This is a genomic window from Snuella sedimenti, from assembly GCF_016428595.1.
Classification (GTDB): Bacteria; Bacteroidota; Bacteroidia; order Flavobacteriales; family Flavobacteriaceae; genus Snuella; species Snuella sedimenti.
This window is the reverse complement of the sequence record NZ_JAELVQ010000004.1, coordinates 57,668-78,749: the sequence shown is the minus strand read 5'-3', so window position 1 is coordinate 78,749 and position 21,082 is coordinate 57,668. Positions and strand designations below refer to the sequence as shown.

Genomic DNA, 21,082 nt, shown 5'->3' with positions numbered 1-21,082 from the left:
CTTTAATGTAAACTTTCAAAGAGTACATTTAACAGTTCTTGATCTTTATCTAAACTATACTCCCAAAACATGGCGCCTCCTAATCCTTTTTCTTTAATGAATTTCGATTTTAATTGGATTTCTTTGGGCGTTTCCCAGGAAATAAAAATACTGTCCTGTTCATTCCATAGGTATGAGGCTTTAGCTGACTCATCGTATCCCTTCTTATACTTACCAGACATTAACTTTTCAACAATATCCCAATAAGGCACAATAACCCCGGTTGACATGGCCGACTGGTATAAGCCATCGCTTCCTAGGTTTACTTTTTCCCATTGTCTTCCATAAAAAGGGATTCCCATTATCAGCTTATTTGCTGGCACACCTGCTTCTATATGTCTCTCAATGGCTTGCAAACCACTGTTGCCTTCAAATCTTTCTTTATTTGATGGGAACAAATTAGCATGGTGACCCGTTTGGAAAAACCATCCATGATAGAAATCGTAGCACATAACATTAATGAAATCAAGGTATTGATGTGCTTTTCCTAAATCGGTATGATCGATATATGCTTGATCTGATCCTGTAGCAATGGTTAATAAATAATGGGTGTTGTCCTTCTCTCCTTGTATTTCTAAAGCTTCACGAATGGCCTTAAGGAGTAAAGTAAAGTTTTCTTTATCGGATGGACGAAAGGCATTATCTTCTGCACGTTGTCCTGGGTATTCCCAATCGAGATCCACACCGTCAAATCCGTGTTTTTTCATTAGTTGCACACAACTATTGGCAAACTTTTTTCGGGATTTATCGAAAGCAGCAACATGGGAAAACTTATCTGACCAAACCCAACCACCAACGGAATACAGCACTTTTAAATTGGGATTTGATTTCTTTAAAGCCATTAAACTAGCTATTTTAACGGAATCTACATCTAGTTCAAATTGAACATTCCCATCCACAATATTCGCAAAGGCATAATTAATATGTGTTAGTTTGCTTGCATCTACTTTTGAGGGATCAAAATCTTCATAACCCGCGACATATCCAATCACTTTCAAGGGTTTGTCTAAAACGTCTTGTTTTTTTTCTGCCTTTGAACAGGAAAAAAATGTTAATGCGAGCAAAAAAAGAACGCTTGATCTCACAAATCCATTCGTATTATTTTTTAAACTTAATTGTAGCATCTGTATATCATTTAATTACAACTAACCCTGCTGCGATCGAATCACTATTTTCTTTTTGAAAACGCACCATCTTCTTTAATTATCAGTAAATCATTTGTAAAGGGGCTTTTAACTGAAATAGTCCAACCAAAACTGTGATTTTCCAATACTGGTTTTATTTCAACACCTTCAACAATAATAGCTAATGGATTAATATCTTTTATGGTCGTTGCTCGCTTCTTATTTGAGGCATAATAGCTTCTTTGCGCTCGATATAGCTTGAACAACTCCCATTTTATTTTTTCATCGTTGGGTATGGTGAAATCTACCTGAGCCTCCAGCCCTTTGGAAGAAAAATACACATAGCCCCAATTTTCAGGTTCGTGCATGTTAATTACACCTATTGGAGACCACACCCAGTTATACTCGTGAAGGTGTTTTCCGTTAGCGTCCTTTTTCCTTTCGTATGTTCCATTGGTAATTTGATGATCCCAATTGACCCTCGAAAAATTAACACGCCAAAATGTATCTCTTGGCACCACATCGTGATGATAGGATGTTTTATAAACACTCCAAGGAATAGCCATTTCCAATGTCCAGCCTTTATCTATATCGTTTGGGTTGTTTAAAGTTCCATCGACATGTACTGCCGATTTAAAACCATTAATATCCCAGTCGTTTAAAACGACATTGCCCGCTCTGTAAGGCTTTGTTAAAAACAAATCCCAGACCGTATTCAGGGCATTTAACTCTAGCTCATAATAGTTAAAACTGTCACCATCGGGATCTACAAACACTTCAAAGTCGTTATTGTAAAAAATGATCGTATCCCGTTGTTTTAAAGTTGCCCATACATGAGGTTCTTCCATCTTTGCCAATATGTAAAAATACGTTTCATCCCATAGCATTTTTACCTGTGTTTGATAGGTTGGCTTTACCACACCCTCAATATCAATAAAATCATTTGTCCAAGGAGCTTGCTTCCATGAAGACTCATCTGCTTTCCCATCTATAACAATGGTCTCAGAAACTTTATGAGCTACATAGGTTTGTGGTATAATTTCTTTCTTTTGCTGGGCATAAGCAGCAAAAGAAATACTACTAACAATTATTAAGAATTTAAACTTTAAATCCATTCTAAAAAATTACAAACTGTTTTCTTTTGTAAACTGAACCACTTCGCTCAATTTCCCAAAAGCCATTGCTACTACTGTATCGGCCGCACCATAGTAAACCGCCAATTTATCTTCTTTAGTGTCGTGCAAGGCCGCACATGGAAATACTACATTAGGTACGTCGCCAACCATCTCATATGTTTTTGCTGGTCCCAACAAATAAGGTTGTGTTCTGTATTTTACCTTATCGGGTGCATCGGTTTCAAGAATGGCGGCGCCCATTGCATACCTAAATCCGTTGCATGTATTAATAACCCCATGATATAACATAAGCCAACCTTCGTCTGTAAGTATCGGGATTGGCCCTGCTCCTATTTTGGTACATTGCCAGGCGCTGTCTTCAAAAGGCGTGGCTTTCATCACACAGCGATGCTCGCCCCAATATTTCATGTCTGGGCTGTAACTAATATAAATATCGCCAAACGGCGTATGCCCATTGTCACTGGGTCGACTCAACATTGCATACTTTCCATTGATTTTCTGGGGAAAGAGCACACCATTTCTGTTAAACGGTAAAAAGGCATTCTCACACTGAAAAAACTCCTTAAAATCAAAGGTATAGGCAATCCCTATTGTTGGTCCATGGTAACCATTACACCAGGTAATCCAATAACGATCTTCTATAAAAACAACACGTGGATCGTATTTATAGTCTGAATCTATCATTTCTGTATTGCCTGCCTGCATGACAATAGGCTCATGATTGATATCCCAATCGATTCCATTTTTACTGAATCCGGCAAAGATATTCATCTGCACCGCCTTATTGTCACATCTAAAAACCCCCGCAAAACCATCTTTAAATGGTACAACTGCACTGTTAAAAATACTATTAGACGATGGTATGGCATATCTATCTATAATAGGGTTTTCGCTGTAACGCCACATTACATCACTACAATTTTCCGGTCTATCTTGCCACGGAATAGAATTCATCTTCATATTTAATTTTTATATTTTTTTACTTTATCCAACCAGGTAAACTTCAGTATAGCTGAAGTAATCAAAAACACAAACAAAGCCACAAACATCTTAGGATATTCTCTTACCATAAAGTAGATAGGCAACAAAATCATACTGGACTGCCATATTACACCAATAATACAGTTCAACATATCGCTTGTAAAATCTGTATTCTTAGTAATGTTTGCATCCTCCTTTTTTAGGGTATTATATACTGGTTTCCACCAACCCCAAGGTCTCACATTTTCATAGAAAGCCGTTAATGTTTCCATGTTGGTTGCGGGTGTTAGAAAGGTTCCTAAAAAAGAGCCCAATAAAGATACTCCAAAAATAATTGGGAACATATAAATTGCCGGTATTTGAGCCAAATCGTATAACCAAGAACCCATTTCAAAATTTGCTTTATTTTGATCTAGTAAAAACTGCAAGGTTGCTATAAACAAGCCAGCTGTCATCCCCCAAAAATAGCCCCAACCATTAAAACGCCACCAGATCCACTTTAAAAAGTTAGCCGCCACGTAGCCTCCGTAAAGCGCACTGGTAATCCATAGGGTTAAAGAATTTATCGATTCTGCAAAGAAGCCCATAATGACACCTATAATAACTACTGCAAATGATGCAATGTGGCTTGCTCTTATATAATGTTTATTACTTGCCTCTGGTTTAAAGTACTTTTTGTAAATATCGTTTACAATATAGGCCGGCCCAGAGTTAACAAAAGCCGAAAACGTAGACATAAAAGCTGCCAATAAACCTGCCAGCAACAAACCTTTAATCCCAACAGGCACATGATTGTTAATGACCTTTGGCAAAATAATCTCCAAATCGCCAAGGCTAAGCGTACTTGACACCGCCATCTCGGGAGCAATATAAGCCAGGGCCAAAACAACAATCCCTCCAATAAGCAAATAACGAGGAATAAAAAGAATTAAATTGGTAAACCCACTCATGTAGGCAGCTTCTTTGACAGTACGCGTCGATAAAATCCGCTGCATATCGTAACTAGGCGTAGGCCCTGCAATACTTGCAAAAAAGCCTTTAAAAAGTGACATGCCTATAAATGCACCAAACATTTTATAACCCTGAGTATCAATTAAACTGTTAAAAGCCTCATATTTACCTGACCAAGAGCCTTCTAGCTCCCACCCAAAAAACACGTTATTCCATTCTCTGGAAAGCACACTGCTTATCTCAGCATCCGTTACAGTAACAAACGCATATACAGCTATTAAAATACCTGCTAGTACCATAATACCGTATTGTAATACCTCTGTGGCTACTACCGAGAACATACCGCCTTTAATAGTATACAAAGTGGTTAAGAAGATAATTATCAAGGCATAGCTTTGATCGGAAGTCAACAACACACCATCATTAAACATTAGTGCTAAATCCCAAGGCAGGATAATGGTCATAAATTTTCCAACACCCTCAAAGAAATAAGCGATGAAACCTACCGAAGCAACAATTGCAAAAATTGCTACAATTAAATGTGACGCCCTGCCCGCCCTATCATCTCCAAAACGTGTTAATATCCATTCGGAGCCCGTCATTATATTGGATCGCCGTATCCATGCTGCCAAAAAAATCATGATGAAAACCTGATTCCAAATAGGCCACATCCACATAAACATAAAGCTTTTTACGCCATACAGGAACAAGATACCAACCATCCAGGCAGTTCCTGATACATCGAACATTCCGGAGCCATTACTTAGGCCCAAATAGTACCACTTAATACTTTTTCCACCAAGAAAATAGGAATCTAAACCTTTTGAAGCGCGTTTAGATATCCATATACCCACACCCAAAGTTAAAACGATGTACAGTACTATTATTAAAACGTCAATGATATTCATCTATAATTCTATATTATTAACTCCTTATTTCGAGTTTGATTTCAATGCCTGAGCACAGTTCTATTAATTAATTCGCGCAAAAGTAATCATAAACCTACTTAATACCCCATTCTTTATTCGGTTTTGATCCCATTACAAAATGAAGTACGCCTCCTTCTTTAATTGTTTTATGGGAAATACTTGTTTGGTTAAATACTTCACCGTTAAGTGTTGCAGATTGTATATATATATTTTTATCTGAAACATTTTCCGCTTCTATTACAAATGTTTTTCCTTCTGAGAGGTTAATGCTCGCTTTTTCAAAAATGGGGCTACCTATTTCATAGGCTCCCGAAGCTGGATTTAATGGGTACAAACCAATCGAACTCAAGACATACCATGCCGACATCTGTCCGCAATCTTCATTTCCACTTAAACCATTAGGTGTGGTATTGTATTGTGTGTCCAAAATGTGACGTACCCAATATTGGGTTCGCCAAGGTTGGTTTGCATGGTTAAACAGGTAGGCTATATGATGGCTAGGCTCATTGCCATGCGCATACTGCCCAATTAAACCAGAAATATCGGCTGAAATATTATCTCCTGTAATCTCGGAGCTTTCTGTAAAGAGTTGCTCCAAACGACTGGTAAATATAGCATTGCTATCATGTAAATTAATAAAGTCTTCAACGGCATGTGGCACAAACCAACTATGTTGCCAGGCATTCCCTTCGGTATAATCGGTTTGTTCCCTGTGATTGGAATGTTTAGGATCAAAAGGTTCGTTCCATGACTTACCATCTACAGATTTACCTCTCATAAACCCAGTTTCTTTGTCAAACAAATAGCGATAGGCTCTGGAACGGTTTAAAAAATATTCATAATCTTCAGTTTTACCCAATGCTTTGGCCATTTGGGCAACACACCAGTCATCATAGGCATATTCTAAAGTAATTGTAACCGATTCATCTAATAAACTGTAAGGAATATACCCGAATTTCTTATAGAGGTGCAGTCCACGTTCGTCTTGCATCATGGTAGTTTTCATCGCTTCAAAGGCCTTTTCTGCATCAAACCCTCTTATGCCTTTTATATATGCTTCGGCAATTACCGGAATAGAGTGATAGCCAGTCATTGTATTGGTTTCATTAGCATAAAGCGTCCAAACAGGAAGTATCTTTTTTGTTTCATAATATGCCAACATCGAATTGATGATATCTGAAACTGTATTAGGGGCAATTAGGGTTAACAAAGGCTGCTCTGCCCTAAAAGTATCCCAGAGGGACAGTGTTGAATAAGCTGTATAATTGGTTGCTGTAACAATGCTATCGTTCTCTTTTCTAAACTGTCCATTTTTATCACTGAATGTCACTGGGGCAAGCTGTGCATGGTACATGGCTGTGTAAAACATCGTTTTCAATGAATCGACGGCACTTTCTACTTTTATTTTACTTAGGGCATTATGCCAATCCCTTTCAGCATCTCCTTTTACAACTTCAAAGTCCAAATCCCCTGTTTCTAAATTGTCCTTCGCATTTTCAATGCTTACCGAAGATAAAGCAACCTTTACCTGTAACTGATTTGTTTCTTCTTTATCAAAAAACACCTGTACGCCCGTTTTAACGCCATTGGCAATAGCTCCCTGTAATGCTTCTCCATCGGCAAACATTTTTTGGTTAACTATTGGCTTTGAAAATTTCGCTACAAAAAACACCTTTTGGTTTGCTGCCCACCCTTTACTAAAACGGTATCCGCTTAAGGTATAGGCATCTTCAACTTGCAGTCCTGTCTTAAGGGGATTATCCCAATTAATAGCAAATCCAAGATCGACGACTACAGTTTGATCGTCGCCTTCTTTAAAAGTATACTTGTGGTAAGCTGTTCGTTGGGTCGTTGTTAGCTCTACATTTATATCGTGATCCTCTAAAAACAGTTGATAATGCCCAGGCGCAGCCTTTTCGTTGGAATGACTGTAACGGGATTTGTAATTTATACTATCACGTGATTTTGGCATTTTAGACAAGTCAACAGTCTTATTAACCGGCATAAACAAAATATCTGCTAGGTCACCTATCCCCGTACCACTTAAACTAAGGTGACTAAATCCAACTGCAATGGAATCGGAATAATGATAACCCGAACACCAATCCCAAGAACTTATCCCATTTACAGGGCTCACTTGTAGCATTCCAAAAGGAACTGTTGCGCCTGGATAGGTATGTCCATGTCCACCTGTCCCGATAAAAGGATCTACATGTGCCGTTAATCTTGTCTTTTTTAATTTTTCTTTTTCACCATCTTTACTACATCCTAAAGTGAATACTGCTAGCAAAAAAAATAAATAAATGTTCTTCATGAAATTTAGCATACTATTTAACAATATAAAAATTCATAATTTTAGCCTGAAATAAAATAAATTTAGACGGGCGACACCTTAACTAAGTTAAACATCAAAAAAAATAAATTTTTTAACCATGAACTTTAATACTAATCGGTCTTATCGTGTTTCCTTAAAACACCATGTAATATTTTGGTTGATTTATTTTTTATTTAACACATTTCGTTGGGGAAGTTTTTTTAACGACTTCACTTACGCCCTTAAAACAAGCTTGTTCGGTTTCCCCATTCACATGATTTTATGTTATTTCAACATTTATTTCTTAATGCCCAAGTTTGTATATAAAAAGAAATACATTCCTTTTATAATTTTAATCTTGTCGGCCATTTTTTTAATGGTACTTGTTAAATTCAACCTAACTTACTATTTGGTTAGTACCAATGTATGGCCTGAAGGGCCGGTGGTAACAGAAAGCCTGACATTAAACTACACCATCGACATGATGATTGGCGAACTTTATGTCGTTACATTTGTTACTGCCATTAAGATGACTTTAGATTTCCTGGAAGAACACAAGCGCGTGGCCGACCTTGAAAAAGCGCAACTAGAAACGGAATTATTGTTTCTTAAGAGCCAGATATCACCCCACTTTTTTTTCAACACTCTAAACAATATCAACTCTTTAGCTCTCGAAAAATCAAATAAAACCTCAAAGATTATCCTAAAGCTCTCTGAACTGATGCGTTACTTACTTTATGAAACAAAACAGAAACGCCAAACCTTAGCCAACGAAATATTGTGTATTCAAAACTATATAGATTTAGAAAAGGTAAGACACGATGAGCAACTAGAAGTAAACATGTCTATATCCGGATCTATCCAAGACAAAGTCATTGCTCCTATTTTACTACTCTCTTTTATAGAAAATGCTTTTAAACATGGCGTTAATAAAAATATAGGAAATGTTAAAATTGATATTGACTTTACTATTAAGGAAGATTTTCTTTATTTTACAGTATCTAATCCTATGCCATCTAATACCAAACACAAAAAACGCTTTAATAAAGCTGGTGGAATTGGCTTAGAAAATGTAAAAAAACGACTGGCCTTGGGTTATAACCGTAACGATTATAAATTAACAATTAAGAGCGACAAAAAGCTATTTGTTGTAAAGTTAAAAATCAAGGTGTCCTAGATTTACACCTTCCTCACGCAACAGATAGATGTTTAAATAAATTGGCAATTAACACGTCAATAAAAACCTTACAGATGAAGATAAAATGCTTGATTATAGATGATGAGCCATTAGCTATTAATGTTGTGAAAAACTACCTGCAACAAATTGAAGACGCTGATCTTGTAAACACATTTGGCAATGCTATTGACGCCTTAAATTTTTTAAAACACAACGCAGTAGATGTTATCTTTTTAGACATAAATATGCCTGTTTTAGATGGACTGAATTTTATAAAAAGTTTAGAAAATCCACCGCTTATAATCATTACAACGGCATATACTGATTTTGCAGTTGAGACCTACGAACTTGATGCGCTTGATTACCTAATAAAACCTATTGAATTCCCTAGGTTTATGAAAGCCATTAACAAGATTTACAGAAGACTAGATATTAACAAAGCCTCTACAAATAGGGAAAAACAACGCCCTTATCTTTTTATTAAAATTGATAAGAAAAAAATGAAAAAGATATTTTTAGATGAAATCTTAATTATTGAAAGTCTAAAAGATTATTTAAAAATTAGTACTACTTCTGGTAAATACATAATTCATAGCACCTTATCGGATTTCACAAACTTATTGCCTACAAAAGATTTTATTCGCATCCACCGCTCTTATACCATCGCTATTAACAAAATTGACGCTATTGAAGGCAACAGTATTGAAATTGACGGGATTAAATATGTTATAGGTAGATCTTACCTCGATACAGTTAAAGATCAGATCTTAAACTCCTCCATATAACATCACTAAGACAACAAATTAACAAATTAGCATTCCTTTTATTAATGTTCTGACAGCATTTGGGGAGTGGCCACAGTACGAAAACCAACATGTTCTGCAGAAGAATCCATACTAGTTCCCATGCGGGCAGACACTCTGTAACTAGCACAATACGAATCGCTACACAAAAAAGAGCCACCTTTTATTACTTTTTCCTGAATATATGGGTTGTTAGGGTTATAGGCCTTAGCGGCTCCTTTGGGGTTATTCACCGCCCCCTTTTTTTCTGCCAAGGTTTTATAATAATTTAAATGATACCAATCTGTAGTAAATTCCCAAACGTTACCAGCCATATCATAAAGCCCAAAACCATTTGGCGGATACGTTCTTACTGGTGCTGCTCTTTCAAATCCATCTTCTAATGTATTACTTACAGGAAACTCACCTTCCCAACTGTTAGCCTTTTTAGACAATTCACCTCTATCATTCCCCCAAAAAAAAGTAGTATTCTCTTTATTTCCCCTTGCAGCATACTCCCATTCTGCCTCCGTTGGCAAACGTCTTCCTGCCCATTTACAATAGGCCTGCGCATCTTCAAAAGCTACATGGACAACCGGATAATTTTCTTTCCCTTCAATAGTGCTATCTGGTCCGACAGGATGTCGCCAATTAGTACCAATGGACCATTGCCACCATTGCGAAAAATCATATAAATTAGGTACTGATGATTTTGTTTTCTTAAACAACAAAGACCCTGGTTTTAATATACTATCGTGAGGTTTGGGAGTACCTTCGGGGATTTGTTTTTTCATTTCTTCCCAATCAATTTCCCGCTCAGCAACCGTAACATATCCAGTGGCTTCAACAAACTTCGAAAATTGCGCATTGGTAACCTCGGTAATATCCATGAAAAATCCATCTACTTGAACTGGATGCTGAGGCTTTTCATGGGCCATAGCCATCTGATCATGAGGAACAGCGCCTTGCAAAAAAGTGCCAGAAGGAATCCAAACCATTCCCTTTGGAGGATTATTGACCAAACTATCCTTATCCTCAATTTGTATACTACTATTTTTTACTGAATCAGTACCACTGCCTACTTTTTGATCCTTACAACCAAAAAGCACCAGAAGCCCAATACATGAAACCATAACAATCAATCGATCCTTCATTTACTAATCAATGTTTTTTTTGACAAACGACAAATATATGAAAACTCATCCTGGAAAGCTTTAAAACAAGAGCCAAAGGTCGTAAAGTGTTTTCAGAATTACTTGTAAGCCAAACAATATTATTTTAAGTATTAAAAAAGTTACTTACAAATAGCCAAAATGACGTCAACCATTTTAAATTTATTGGTTTACCTTCTTTATGTTTTGATTAGCTTACTTGAATGAGTATCAAGATTTGTTATAGCTCATATCAAATGAAAAAATTCATGTACTTTTGCATAAATTAAAAACATCCGTTTATGATTTATTCAATGACAGGTTATGGAAAATCTGTTTTACAATTACCTACAAAAAAAATCACAATTGAGTTAAAATCCCTTAACAGTAAGAATCTGGATTTAAATGCCAGAATGCCTACCATATACAGAGAAAAAGAACTTGTCATTAGAAAACTACTTGCAGATGCTTTAGGACGTGGTAAAATAGATTTTTCTATCTATGTGGAAGCAACTGCCGAAGATACTTCTACACAAATTAACACGCCTGTTGTGAAACAATACATCCAACAGCTAAAACAAGTTGTTAATGGTGACGAAATAGAACTTCTCAAAATGGCTGTTCGGTTTCCCGATGCTTTAAATACTGTTAGAGAAGAAATTGATGAACGTGAATGGCAAGCTATAGAAGAAGAAATCAAAATAGCTGTAGCCCAATTAAATACTTATAGACTTGACGAAGGCAAAGTACTTGAAATCGATTTTAACAACCGTATTACTATTATTGGCGATTTACTCGATCAAGTTATAGCAATGGATCCTGAGCGGATTGAAGGCGTTCGTGAACGCTTGCTTAAGGGTGTTGAAGAACTCAAGGAAAAATACGACGAAAACCGCTTTGAACAAGAGTTGGTATATTATATTGAAAAATTTGACATTACCGAAGAAAAAGTCCGTTTAAAAAATCATTTAAACTATTTTACTGAAAGTATTAATTCTAAAGATTCCAACGGGAAAAAACTTGGCTTCATTGGCCAAGAAATTGGACGTGAAATCAACACCATAGGTTCTAAAAGTAATTATGCACCAATGCAACAATTAGTGGTACAAATGAAAGACGAGCTCGAAAAAATCAAAGAACAGCTACTTAACGTACTTTAGTTACTATAAATTAAAAAGAAGCGTGATAAATAACAATTTAAAAGAAGGCAAGCTTATTGTATTTTCTGCCCCTTCTGGCTCGGGAAAAACAACTATTGTAAGACACTTGCTTGGCATCGATAATTTAAATCTGGAGTTTTCAATTTCTGCAACGTCTAGGGCTAAACGCGGAACAGAAGTAGATGGTAAAGATTATTATTTTTTATCGGCCGATGCCTTTAAAGACAAAATCAAGCACGGCGAATTTTTAGAATGGGAAGAGGTATACCGTGATAATTTTTACGGCACCCTAAAATCGGAAGTAGAGCGCATTTGGGCAAAAGGAAAACATGTTATTTTTGATATTGATGTTTCTGGCGGCTTACGTATTAAACGCAAATTCCCTGAGCAAACGTTAGCTGTTTTTGTTAAACCGCCGAGTATTGATGAATTAAAGATTAGGTTAAAAAAACGAAAAACCGAAACCGAGGACAAAATAAACATGCGTGTTGCCAAAGCATCAGCCGAATTAGCCACCGCTCCCCTGTTTGATGTAATTATAGAAAATGACGACTTACAAAAAGCATTTAACGATGCCGAAAATGTAGTAGGCAACTTTGTGAATTCATAAACGGTAAATCATGCAAATAGGATTGTTTTTTGGTTCTTTTAACCCTATACACATAGGACATCTTATCATTGCCAATTATATTGTTGAATACAGTAACCTCGACCAAGTGTGGTTTGTAGTTACTCCTCACAGCCCCTTTAAAAAGAAAAGTACTTTGCTTGATAATTATCAACGATTAGAGATGGTTTATCGTGCCACCAAAGATCACCCTAAGCTCAAACCAAGTGATATTGAATTTAACTTGCCTCAACCCAACTATACAATTAATACGCTCACTTATTTACAAGAAAAACACCCCGAACATACATTTTCTTTAATTATGGGACAAGACAATCTAAAAAGCTTTCATAAATGGAAAAACTATGAACTCATTCTGAAAAATCACCACATTTATGTTTATCCCCGAATTACTCAAGACAACACAACCCCTCCTTTGATTGAGCACAATAACATTCTTCCTATAGATGCCCCTATTATCGAACTGTCTTCTTCTTTTATTCGTCAGGCCATTAAAGCTGGTAAAAATGTAAAACCCATGTTACCAGAAAATGTTTGGAACTATTTAGATGAGACCAGCTTTTATAAATGACCACAGCTAACCATTAAAAAAAAGAAACTGCCTAAGAAAAAGCATCTTAAACAGTTTCACAACTAAATAACCAACCAAATTATTACTTAACCCGAGTATGCTCTCTCGGATTTTCTACTTTATCTTTTCTATGTTTACGCATCTTATCGGTGGTAGTTTCTCCTTTAACATTAGCTTTCTTTAAATACTGTATATAGCCTCTACCCTCAAATTCATATACCGTCTCCGATGCTGGGTGATATAATTCTATCTTTCCATCATTTATAACGCTCAATTCAAAGAATTCATTGTCGAAGTAATCATAATCTAATGTTAAAGTTTTCAAATACATATTCCCGTTAACATCCCCTACACCATAAATACCTGTATAATCCCACTCCAACTGATCTATGGGCGTTCCGTTTTCGCTTTGGGAACTTTGAAAAGTCGAATCGTTCCCTCCTGCCAAAAATTGCAAGAATGTTTCATTATCAAATTCATTTATAGCACCATATTCGCTCGTATATGTTTTTTCCCATGCTTCGTATTCCTGTAAGAAATAATGAATGTTATCATAAAATACAAAATCGTAATCAAAAGTGCTACGCTGATAGCCTTCTAAAAAGTAAGACGTATCATTATTGGGATTATAAAGTTCTATCGTGTTATTATCGATTTGAAACACATCAAAAGTCTCAAAACCATCAATATCATGATTTACATCCAATATCATATCATTAGCATCGTAATCGGCCACTGCAATGCCAAAACCATTTCCTGTAGCTCCTAACCCAACAATATTATTGTTTGCATATAGTGTACCATTTCTAAATGAAATAGTAAAGGCCTTTTGTAAAAATGGAGTTTCTCCATAACCTATGGTCTTATTAATATCGACGTACCACAACTCATAAGAGCGCAATAACTGATTTATTGAAATTGTAGGCTCTTCATAATCATCTACCACTACCTCTGTATAACACGAGGTAAACAACATCGCAATTAAAGAAAAGCTTAAAAGTAATTTTACTGGCTTCATAATCATACTGTTTTAAAGTTCATATTTCAAGGAATTCAAAACACGTGCCAAAAAAAAGAAAGCTATGGCTTTATGTTTAAAAAGAGGTTAATATTTTTGTGTACTTTTGATACCTCAATGATATTTTTATTTATATGAGTAACCATTTAAAATATGCCGTTTTTGGAGCTGGCAGTTGGGCCACCGCTATTGTAAAAATGCTTTGTGAAAACTTGGATGAAGTAGGTTGGTATATGAGGAGCGTTTACACAAAGGAGCACTTATTAAAAGAACAGCATAATCCAAATTATTTAAGTTCTGTTGAATTTCACTTAAATCAATTAAAACTTAGTAATGATATTAATGAAATGGCAACTTATGCCGACGTGTTAATTTTTGTAATCCCGTCTGCCTTTATCCACAGTGAATTAGAAAAATTAACCGTAGACATATCAAATAAAACCATTGTATCGGCAGTAAAAGGCATTATGCCTGAAACTGGCTTATTAGTTGGCGAACATTTTCATGAGGCTTATAAAATTCCTTATAAAAACATTGCTGTTATTGCAGGACCTTGCCATGCCGAAGAGGTCGCTTTGGAACGCTTATCTTACCTTACTATTTCATGTGCTGACGATGAAAAAGCACAAGATATAGCTAACGCCCTATCAAGCGACTATATAAAGACCAAAATTAGTGATGACATTATAGGTGTAGAATACGCCGTGATGCTCAAAAACATTTACGCTATTGCTGCCGGAATTGCACATGGCCTGGGATATGGGGACAACTTCCAAAGTGTTCTAATGAGCAATGCCATTAGGGAAATGAAACGCTTTATTAAAAAAATGCATAAAATGAAACGTAACATAAATAATTCGGCTTACCTAGGCGATTTACTAGTTACTGGCTATTCCGTATTTTCCAGAAACCGCATGTTTGGGAATATGATAGGTAAAGGGTACACAGTAAAATCGGCCCAAATGGAAATGAGTATGATTGCTGAAGGCTATTACGCCAGCAAAAGTGCTCATTTACTTAACGAAAAAAACAAAAAGAAAACACGCTTACCTATTATAAATGCTGTATATGATATTTTATACGAAGGCAAAGACCCTAAAAAAACCTTTAAAAAACTAACTGAAAAATTGGACTGAGAATATGGTTTTTCGGCTTCTGAGCATCTGTTTGCTAACAACACTTTTTTACTGCAACCCTATCAAAACAGATAGTTTACAGGTCATTGCCAAACCCATAGATGCTACAATTAAAGGTAATATTCTTATAGGACCATCTGTATTAAACGATCCCAATCGCTTTGTTTGGGGTGGCAGTGTAGTTAAAGGCAATGATGGTAAATACCATATGTTATATAGTACTTGGGAGTGTGGCGACTCACTCCCTGCTTTTAGCAACTCTTGGGTGCTCCATTCCAAAATAGCCTATGCCGTTTCCGATTTTCCCGATAGGGATTTTAACTTTCAAAAAATAGTGCTTAAGGGCAGGGCGCTAATGGGAGATTCACTGGCTTGGGATGCACAGATGGTGCACAACCCACACCTTAAAAAGTTTAATGGCAAATACTACCTATACTACATAGGTTCAAAAGACCCAGGAATACAACCAGAAGGTTCTCCTGGCTCTCAATTGAGCAAGCGGGATCGTGTACAGCAAAACCAAAAAATAGGCCTTATTGTATTTGACAACTTCGAACAATTACTGGCTGGTAATTTTAAACGTTCCAATACACCTCTACTAGCTCCAAGAACGCGTGTTAAGCCTAATAATATTATAAACCCTTCTCCGGAAGGCACTGTTACAAAACCAGACAACATTATAGTTGTTAATCCATCTGTCGTACAACGTCCCTCCGACGGCAAATACTTACTGTATTTTAAAGGCAATATATACAGCCCCTCATGGCGTGGGGTTCATGGTGTAGCCCTTTCTGATAGTCCAACAGGCCCTTTTACACCATTGGATTCTTATGTTTTTGATATAAAAATGGATGATGGCTCAATAGCTTCTGCAGAAGATCCTTTTGTGTGGTATCATGAAACACACGAAAAATTTTATGTGGTGTTTAAGGATTTCTCAGGAAGAATCACTGATAATCAACCTGGGTTAGCCATCTTAGAATCGAATGATGGCATTATATGGGTAAAACCTTCTAATTCTTTTTTCATGAAAAAAGAAATCATACTTAAAAATGGTGACACCCTTAAAGTTAATCGCTTAGAACGCCCACAACTCCTTATCGAAACCGATGGATCACCAAGTACTTTATATTGTGCTTCTGCTCTTACAAATGTAAACAAACGCAAAGACGGCAGTTCCTTTAATGTACATATTCCGTTAAAAGTAAATCTCTCAAAAAAATAAAAACAGCCAATCTAGCTCACCAAAACCCCTTTAGCCTGCATTAAAGGAATGGGTCGTAGTGCGTTACCATTAATCGTGTTTTTTCTAAAAGTATAGGTTTTGTCGAACATTTTATTGCCTTCAAAAAAGGACACTTTAAAGGTATTGGTCAATGCAAACAATTCTTCTTGCATCAGCTCAATTTTAGCATAACTTTTTGCCGGCAATTTATCCAATCTTTTCCTAAAAGTTGAAGTGGTCTTAGATTCGGAATACCCACTGGTAACTATAAGCACAATTTCCAAATCAACGGCTTTATCATTAACAATATACGCATTCCAATCTTGGGTTTTGTATATATCGTTATACTCATTCACTACAGCTATATAAACGTTTTCTACTTTAGGAATTTCAATATCTTTCTTCACTTTTAAATTTTATCGTTCTTATCCTAATGGATTCCAAGGCAAATACCATCAAGAAATACTAATTAAAGTGCAGATTTAAACTGCTCTAAGAAGCGCACATCGTTCTCACTTAACAACCTAATGTCGCTTATTTGATGAAGTAGTAAAGCAATGCGATCTATTCCCATACCAAATGCGAAACCTGAATATTCTTTAGAGTCAATCCCACAATTATCAAGTACATTAGGATCTACCATACCACATCCCATAATCTCCAACCAACCAGTTCCTTTGGTCATTTTATAATCTGTCTCGGTTTCTAAGCCCCAATACACATCTACCTCAGCACTTGGCTCGGTAAACGGGAAATATGAAGGCCTTAAGCGTATTTTGGATTTACCAAACATCTCGGTTGTAAAATATTGCAGTGTTTGTTTTAAATCTGCAAAACTCACATTCTTATCAATGTAAAGCCCTTCCACTTGATGAAAAAAACAGTGAGAGCGTGCCGAAATAGCTTCATTTCTATAAACACGGCCTGGTGAAATTGTTCGAATAGGTGGTTTATTATTTTCCATATAACGCACTTGAACCGAACTGGTATGTGTACGTAATAAAATATCTGGATTGGTTTGAATAAAAAAGGTATCCTGCATATCACGTGCCGGATGGTATTCCGGTAAATTCAGGGCTGTAAAGTTATGCCAGTCGTCTTCAATCTCAGGGCCTTCACTTACATTAAAACCAATACGGGAAAAAATATCGATTATTTGATTTTTAACGATAGAGATAGGATGTCTTGCTCCAAGTTGTATCGGTTCTCCAGGGCGTGATAAATCGCCATAAACACCTTTTACATCTTCCTTACTTTCCAGTTCAGCCTTAAGTTCATTCACCTTTTCTTCAGCTGTTTTTTTAAGCTTATTAATAGTCTGTCCAAACTCCTTTTTTTGGTCGTTGGCTACATTTTTAAACTCAGCAAAAAAATCATTTAACACCCCTTTTTTACCCAAATACTTAATTCGGAATGCTTCTACTTCTTCTTTAGACTGTGCTGTAAAGGCTTCTGCCTCACCTATAAGTTCTTTTATCTTATCTATCATAATCTCCTTAAAATGATGGCAAATTTACTATTTTTTACGCGAACTGCATTACATGATTACTAGAGAATGTTACTGTTCTAACAATAAGCACTACAAAAGAATACCTCTAGAGTAAATTATAATTAACACGCCTCAATGCTAAAAAACTAGTCTATAAATTCAGTTTCTAGAAAATAATTTACAATGGCCTCCTTCATTAAAACACTTTGTTCTCCTGCTTTAAGAAAGGGTAACTTTTCTTTAGCCCTATAATGTGGCCAACCTTCATTGTCTACATATTCCAATTCGTAATAGCCATAAGGCACCAACAACTTACAAATAGCTATATGCATTAAATCCAGCTTTTGGTCTTTTTTATAACTTCTGTCCAATTGCCCAAGTTCCTGTACTCCTATTAAATAAATAATAGCATCTAGATCTAAGGTATCACCATCGGCAAATTGATTGGAAAGTTTTTCGACCAACAATTCCCAGCGTTCTTTTAATTGTATATCTCTGGACATTTTTATGTAAGGAGCTAAGTTATTAAATGGCAAAGTTAACTTATATTTGATAAATTTCTGTGTAACATGAGCATAATTGATATTGTTTTAGGTGCTTCAATTCTATTTGGGTTAGTACGTGGCTTTATGAAAGGGCTATTTGTTGAAGTTGCTTCCCTTATCGCTTTAATAGCTGGAGTTTATGGAGCCATTCACTTTAGTGATTTTGCTGCCGATTTTTTGCAAAATAACGTAGATTGGAACAAGGAAACCATACACATTGTAGCTTTTGCCATCACTTTTATAGGTATTGTTGTAATTATAGCATTGGCGGGAAAAGCATTAACAAAACTTGCCAATCTTGCTGCCCTTGGCATTATTAACAAACTACTTGGCGGTGTTTTTGGAGCTTTAAAAATTGGCTTGGTTTTAAGTGTTCTTTTAATTGTCTTCGACCGAATGAACAATACCATTCCCTTTACGGAGACCAAAGATTTAGAAGATTCTGTATTGTACGAACCGGTAAAGTCGTTAGTGCCACTTGTTTTCCCTACAATACTGCAAACAGAAACAGACAACGAAACATCTTCTGAAAGTAACGAATAAAACAGCTTTTAATTTCTTATAAAACGACTTACAAAATTTATACCTCACTTTGTTTACAATACCTCCCTCCAATTTGAACTTACTGCGTTAAAACAAAAAAACCTTGTCTCAATTCCGAAATACATCGGCAGAAACAAGGTTATATAAATTGATTAATAGCATGACAAATATAGTCATATTTTTATTACACGTTATAGCTTTAGCCAAATTATGTAAATAATAACGTTCTTTTTAGTTGTATTTCACCTTTCTTAATATTCTCAACGTTTCTTTGTAAATACTATAAATTTCTGGACTATATCCTTTTAAATAAGGTTTCGCTTCATTTAGCTTATCAATAGCTTCATGAAATTGATTGAAATAACAAATCAAATAAGTCGCAGGTAAATTTTTTAAATCCAAAGCTTCACCCTTCGTTAGAGCCCTTCCTTTTTTTAATTTTTCCAAAATACTATTATTGGAATTGTAAATGTGGTACAGTGTTTTTTTATCAAACTGAGGCGGCTCAAATAACAACGTTGTATCTATATGGTAATTGGCATTATTTTCAAAGTGAATAACAGTTTCTTCCAAAGGATAAAACTTATAGGTGTTTTGAAGTCCGAGATTAACGTACTCAACTATTTTAAAACTATCATTATCGTAAGTTATGGCCACTTCATCCAATGCAGAAAAAAACAGTCGCACTTGCTCATTAATAAGTTCTATATCGACCCTAGAAAAGAATACTTCATCCTTTACGATCTTCTTTTGCCCCGCCCAACACATTACAAAGTATTCTTTAAACACTTTATATTGCGCATTGTAATCCTTTCGCTTATTTAAAAAATGAAAAACACCATCTAGAGTATGCTCAATATTATTTTGGGCATTGTTCTCAATAGCCTGAACAATCTCAGAATTAATATCTTTAATTTCAATATCGAATACTTTAGGCATACTTATACTACCCTCTCTAAAAAACACAGCACCCCCATAATATTTCCAAATATTCTTTCGCAATGAAGTAATCTCATTATTAGGCCTAATAGTTACCAAGCCAACAACCTTATCATCTGACAAATGTGGAAAAGGAATGTTTTCATATTGTACAACAGGCGGATTGGTTAAATACGCATTAATGAGGTTTTGTATTTTGCTATCATCAAAAAAATCTACGCCAATAATATTATTATCCTCATCTTCAACACCAATAACGATATATGAATTGTTTTTGGGGTTGCTATTAGAAAGCGCACAAACATGCTTTAAAAACTTGGCTTTCCCTTCTTTTTGACCAATATCTATTTTTCGTTTTTTGTCATAAAAACTGTTTTCATCATTATGGGCCAAAAGGTGTTTTATAAGTAAGCGCTTGTTAATCATACTTGTTTACTTTGCAAAGACTAGCCTAATTTAAAGATTTTTTCACCACAGTAGAACTGGCCTGTGCTGTTGGAAGCACTAATAAATCTGCGATATTTACATGTGGTGGTCGTGATATTGCAAAATAAATAATATCGGCAATATCCTCTGCCTGTAAAGCACTATAGCCTTCATATACAGTATCGGCCAAACTGTTATCTCCTTTAAAACGAACTTTAGAGAATTCGGTCTCTACCAAACCAGGGTTTACGGCTCCTACTCTTATTCCAAACGGATTTAAATCGATACGCATACCTTCGGTAATTGCTAAAACAGCATGCTTACTACCACAATACACATTCCCATTTGGATAGGTTTCTTTCCCTGCCAGTGAACCAATATTGATTATATGCCCAGATTGACGTTCAATCATTAGCGGCATAACCGCTTTACTAACATAAAGCAATCCCTTTACATTAATATCGATCATAGCATCCCAATCTTCAACACTTCCAGATTGGATAGGATCAAGACCATGCGCATTACCAGCATTGTTTATCAGAATATCTATATCTTTAAAATTGAAAGGAAGCGATGCTATGGCTTCAAAAACCGCACTTTTATCACGCACATCAAAATGTAAAACATGAACTTTTACGCCTTCCAAATCTTTCTTCATAGCTTCTAAACGCTCTATGCGTCTACCACAAAGTATTAAGTCAATCCCACACGCTGCAAATTTGTAAGCTGTAGCCTTTCCAATACCACTAGTCGCTCCTGTAATAAGGGCTATTTTATTCATATTTTAATAGTTTTAACTTAAAAGGCATTCGTTGACC

General features: G+C 35.8%; 20 protein-coding genes. 8 read left to right on the top strand and 12 right to left on the bottom strand.

Going from position 1 to position 21,082, the window contains the following annotated elements; translation table 11 throughout:
* Positions 1–2: 2 nt before the first annotated feature.
* The 5 genes from JF259_RS04855 to JF259_RS04835 all read right to left on the bottom strand — a co-directional run bounded on the left by JF259_RS04855 (position 3) and on the right by JF259_RS04835 (position 7,474).
* The gene (locus JF259_RS04855) at positions 3–1,031 is read right to left on the bottom strand and encodes a glycoside hydrolase family 18 protein (protein WP_317192064.1); all 1,029 of its coding nucleotides are present in this window, start codon (positions 1,029–1,031) and stop codon (positions 3–5) included.
* Positions 1,032–1,207: 176 nt separating this feature from the next.
* On the bottom strand, positions 1,208–2,278 hold the full coding sequence (locus JF259_RS04850) for a carbohydrate-binding family 9-like protein (RefSeq protein ID WP_199113970.1): 1,071 nt from the start codon (positions 2,276–2,278) through the stop codon (positions 1,208–1,210).
* Between the two features lie 9 nt (positions 2,279–2,287).
* On the bottom strand, positions 2,288–3,253 hold the full coding sequence (locus tag JF259_RS04845) for a glycoside hydrolase family 130 protein (protein WP_199113968.1): 966 nt from the start codon (positions 3,251–3,253) through the stop codon (positions 2,288–2,290).
* Positions 3,254–3,261: 8 nt separating this feature from the next.
* Positions 3,262–5,139: a sodium:solute symporter family protein gene (locus tag JF259_RS04840; protein ID WP_199113966.1), complete on the bottom strand. Its 1,878-nt coding sequence runs from the start codon at positions 5,137–5,139 to the stop codon at positions 3,262–3,264.
* A 94-nt stretch (positions 5,140–5,233) separates the two neighbouring features.
* Positions 5,234–7,474 (bottom strand): GH92 family glycosyl hydrolase, encoded by a 2,241-nt coding sequence (locus tag JF259_RS04835; protein WP_199113964.1) that lies wholly within the window; start codon positions 7,472–7,474, stop codon positions 5,234–5,236.
* A gap of 118 nt (positions 7,475–7,592) precedes the next feature.
* Between JF259_RS04835 and JF259_RS04830 the strand changes: the two genes are divergently transcribed.
* Positions 7,593–8,651 carry a sensor histidine kinase gene (locus tag JF259_RS04830; RefSeq protein WP_199113962.1) on the top strand — a complete coding sequence of 353 codons (1,059 nt, stop codon included), beginning with the start codon at positions 7,593–7,595 and terminating at the stop codon, positions 8,649–8,651.
* Positions 8,652–8,725: 74 nt separating this feature from the next.
* On the top strand, positions 8,726–9,436 hold the full coding sequence (locus JF259_RS04825) for a LytR/AlgR family response regulator transcription factor (protein ID WP_199113960.1): 711 nt from the start codon (positions 8,726–8,728) through the stop codon (positions 9,434–9,436).
* 41 nt (positions 9,437–9,477) lie between these two features.
* On the opposite strand, the gene JF259_RS04820 is transcribed toward JF259_RS04825, so the two are convergent.
* Positions 9,478–10,587 (bottom strand): formylglycine-generating enzyme family protein, encoded by a 1,110-nt coding sequence (locus JF259_RS04820; protein WP_199113958.1) that lies wholly within the window; start codon positions 10,585–10,587, stop codon positions 9,478–9,480.
* 299 nt (positions 10,588–10,886) lie between these two features.
* On the opposite strand from JF259_RS04820, the gene JF259_RS04815 reads away from it, so the two are divergent.
* From JF259_RS04815 to nadD, 3 genes are read left to right on the top strand one after another with little or no spacing between them, the layout of a single operon-like run.
* Positions 10,887–11,744 carry a YicC/YloC family endoribonuclease gene (locus tag JF259_RS04815; RefSeq protein WP_199113956.1) on the top strand — a complete coding sequence of 286 codons (858 nt, stop codon included), beginning with the start codon at positions 10,887–10,889 and terminating at the stop codon, positions 11,742–11,744.
* A gap of 25 nt (positions 11,745–11,769) precedes the next feature.
* Positions 11,770–12,354, top strand: coding sequence for a guanylate kinase (gene gmk / locus JF259_RS04810; RefSeq protein WP_199114177.1), 585 nt, complete (start codon positions 11,770–11,772; stop codon positions 12,352–12,354).
* Between the two features lie 10 nt (positions 12,355–12,364).
* Positions 12,365–12,943 (top strand): nicotinate (nicotinamide) nucleotide adenylyltransferase, encoded by a 579-nt coding sequence (gene nadD / locus JF259_RS04805; protein WP_199113954.1) that lies wholly within the window; start codon positions 12,365–12,367, stop codon positions 12,941–12,943.
* 82 nt (positions 12,944–13,025) lie between these two features.
* On the opposite strand, the gene JF259_RS04800 is transcribed toward nadD, so the two are convergent.
* Complete coding sequence (locus tag JF259_RS04800; protein ID WP_199113952.1) at positions 13,026–13,961, bottom strand: nicotinic acid mononucleotide adenyltransferase; 936 nt, start codon at positions 13,959–13,961, stop codon at positions 13,026–13,028.
* Positions 13,962–14,095: 134 nt separating this feature from the next.
* Between JF259_RS04800 and JF259_RS04795 the strand changes: the two genes are divergently transcribed.
* Positions 14,096–15,097: an NAD(P)H-dependent glycerol-3-phosphate dehydrogenase gene (locus JF259_RS04795; RefSeq protein WP_199113950.1), complete on the top strand. Its 1,002-nt coding sequence runs from the start codon at positions 14,096–14,098 to the stop codon at positions 15,095–15,097.
* A 31-nt stretch (positions 15,098–15,128) separates the two neighbouring features.
* On the top strand, positions 15,129–16,322 hold the full coding sequence (locus JF259_RS04790) for a glycoside hydrolase family protein (protein WP_199113948.1): 1,194 nt from the start codon (positions 15,129–15,131) through the stop codon (positions 16,320–16,322).
* Positions 16,323–16,333: 11 nt separating this feature from the next.
* On the opposite strand, the gene JF259_RS04785 is transcribed toward JF259_RS04790, so the two are convergent.
* The 3 genes from JF259_RS04785 to JF259_RS04775 all read right to left on the bottom strand — a co-directional run bounded on the left by JF259_RS04785 (position 16,334) and on the right by JF259_RS04775 (position 18,314).
* Positions 16,334–16,729 (bottom strand): hypothetical protein, encoded by a 396-nt coding sequence (locus tag JF259_RS04785; RefSeq protein WP_199113946.1) that lies wholly within the window; start codon positions 16,727–16,729, stop codon positions 16,334–16,336.
* Positions 16,730–16,791: 62 nt separating this feature from the next.
* Positions 16,792–17,811 carry a phenylalanine--tRNA ligase subunit alpha gene (gene pheS / locus JF259_RS04780; RefSeq protein ID WP_199113944.1) on the bottom strand — a complete coding sequence of 340 codons (1,020 nt, stop codon included), beginning with the start codon at positions 17,809–17,811 and terminating at the stop codon, positions 16,792–16,794.
* Positions 17,812–17,957: 146 nt separating this feature from the next.
* The gene (locus tag JF259_RS04775) at positions 17,958–18,314 is read right to left on the bottom strand and encodes a hypothetical protein (RefSeq protein WP_199113942.1); all 357 of its coding nucleotides are present in this window, start codon (positions 18,312–18,314) and stop codon (positions 17,958–17,960) included.
* A 66-nt stretch (positions 18,315–18,380) separates the two neighbouring features.
* Between JF259_RS04775 and JF259_RS04770 the strand changes: the two genes are divergently transcribed.
* Positions 18,381–18,899: a CvpA family protein gene (locus JF259_RS04770; protein ID WP_199113940.1), complete on the top strand. Its 519-nt coding sequence runs from the start codon at positions 18,381–18,383 to the stop codon at positions 18,897–18,899.
* Between the two features lie 231 nt (positions 18,900–19,130).
* On the opposite strand, the gene JF259_RS04765 is transcribed toward JF259_RS04770, so the two are convergent.
* Together JF259_RS04765 and JF259_RS04760 are read right to left on the bottom strand one after the other, a co-directional pair.
* Entirely contained in the window at positions 19,131–20,264 is a 1,134-nt protein-coding gene (locus JF259_RS04765) for an ATP-binding protein (protein ID WP_199113936.1), read from the bottom strand.
* 25 nt (positions 20,265–20,289) lie between these two features.
* Entirely contained in the window at positions 20,290–21,045 is a 756-nt protein-coding gene (locus tag JF259_RS04760; RefSeq protein ID WP_199113934.1) for an SDR family NAD(P)-dependent oxidoreductase, read from the bottom strand.
* Positions 21,046–21,082 lie beyond the last annotated feature (37 nt).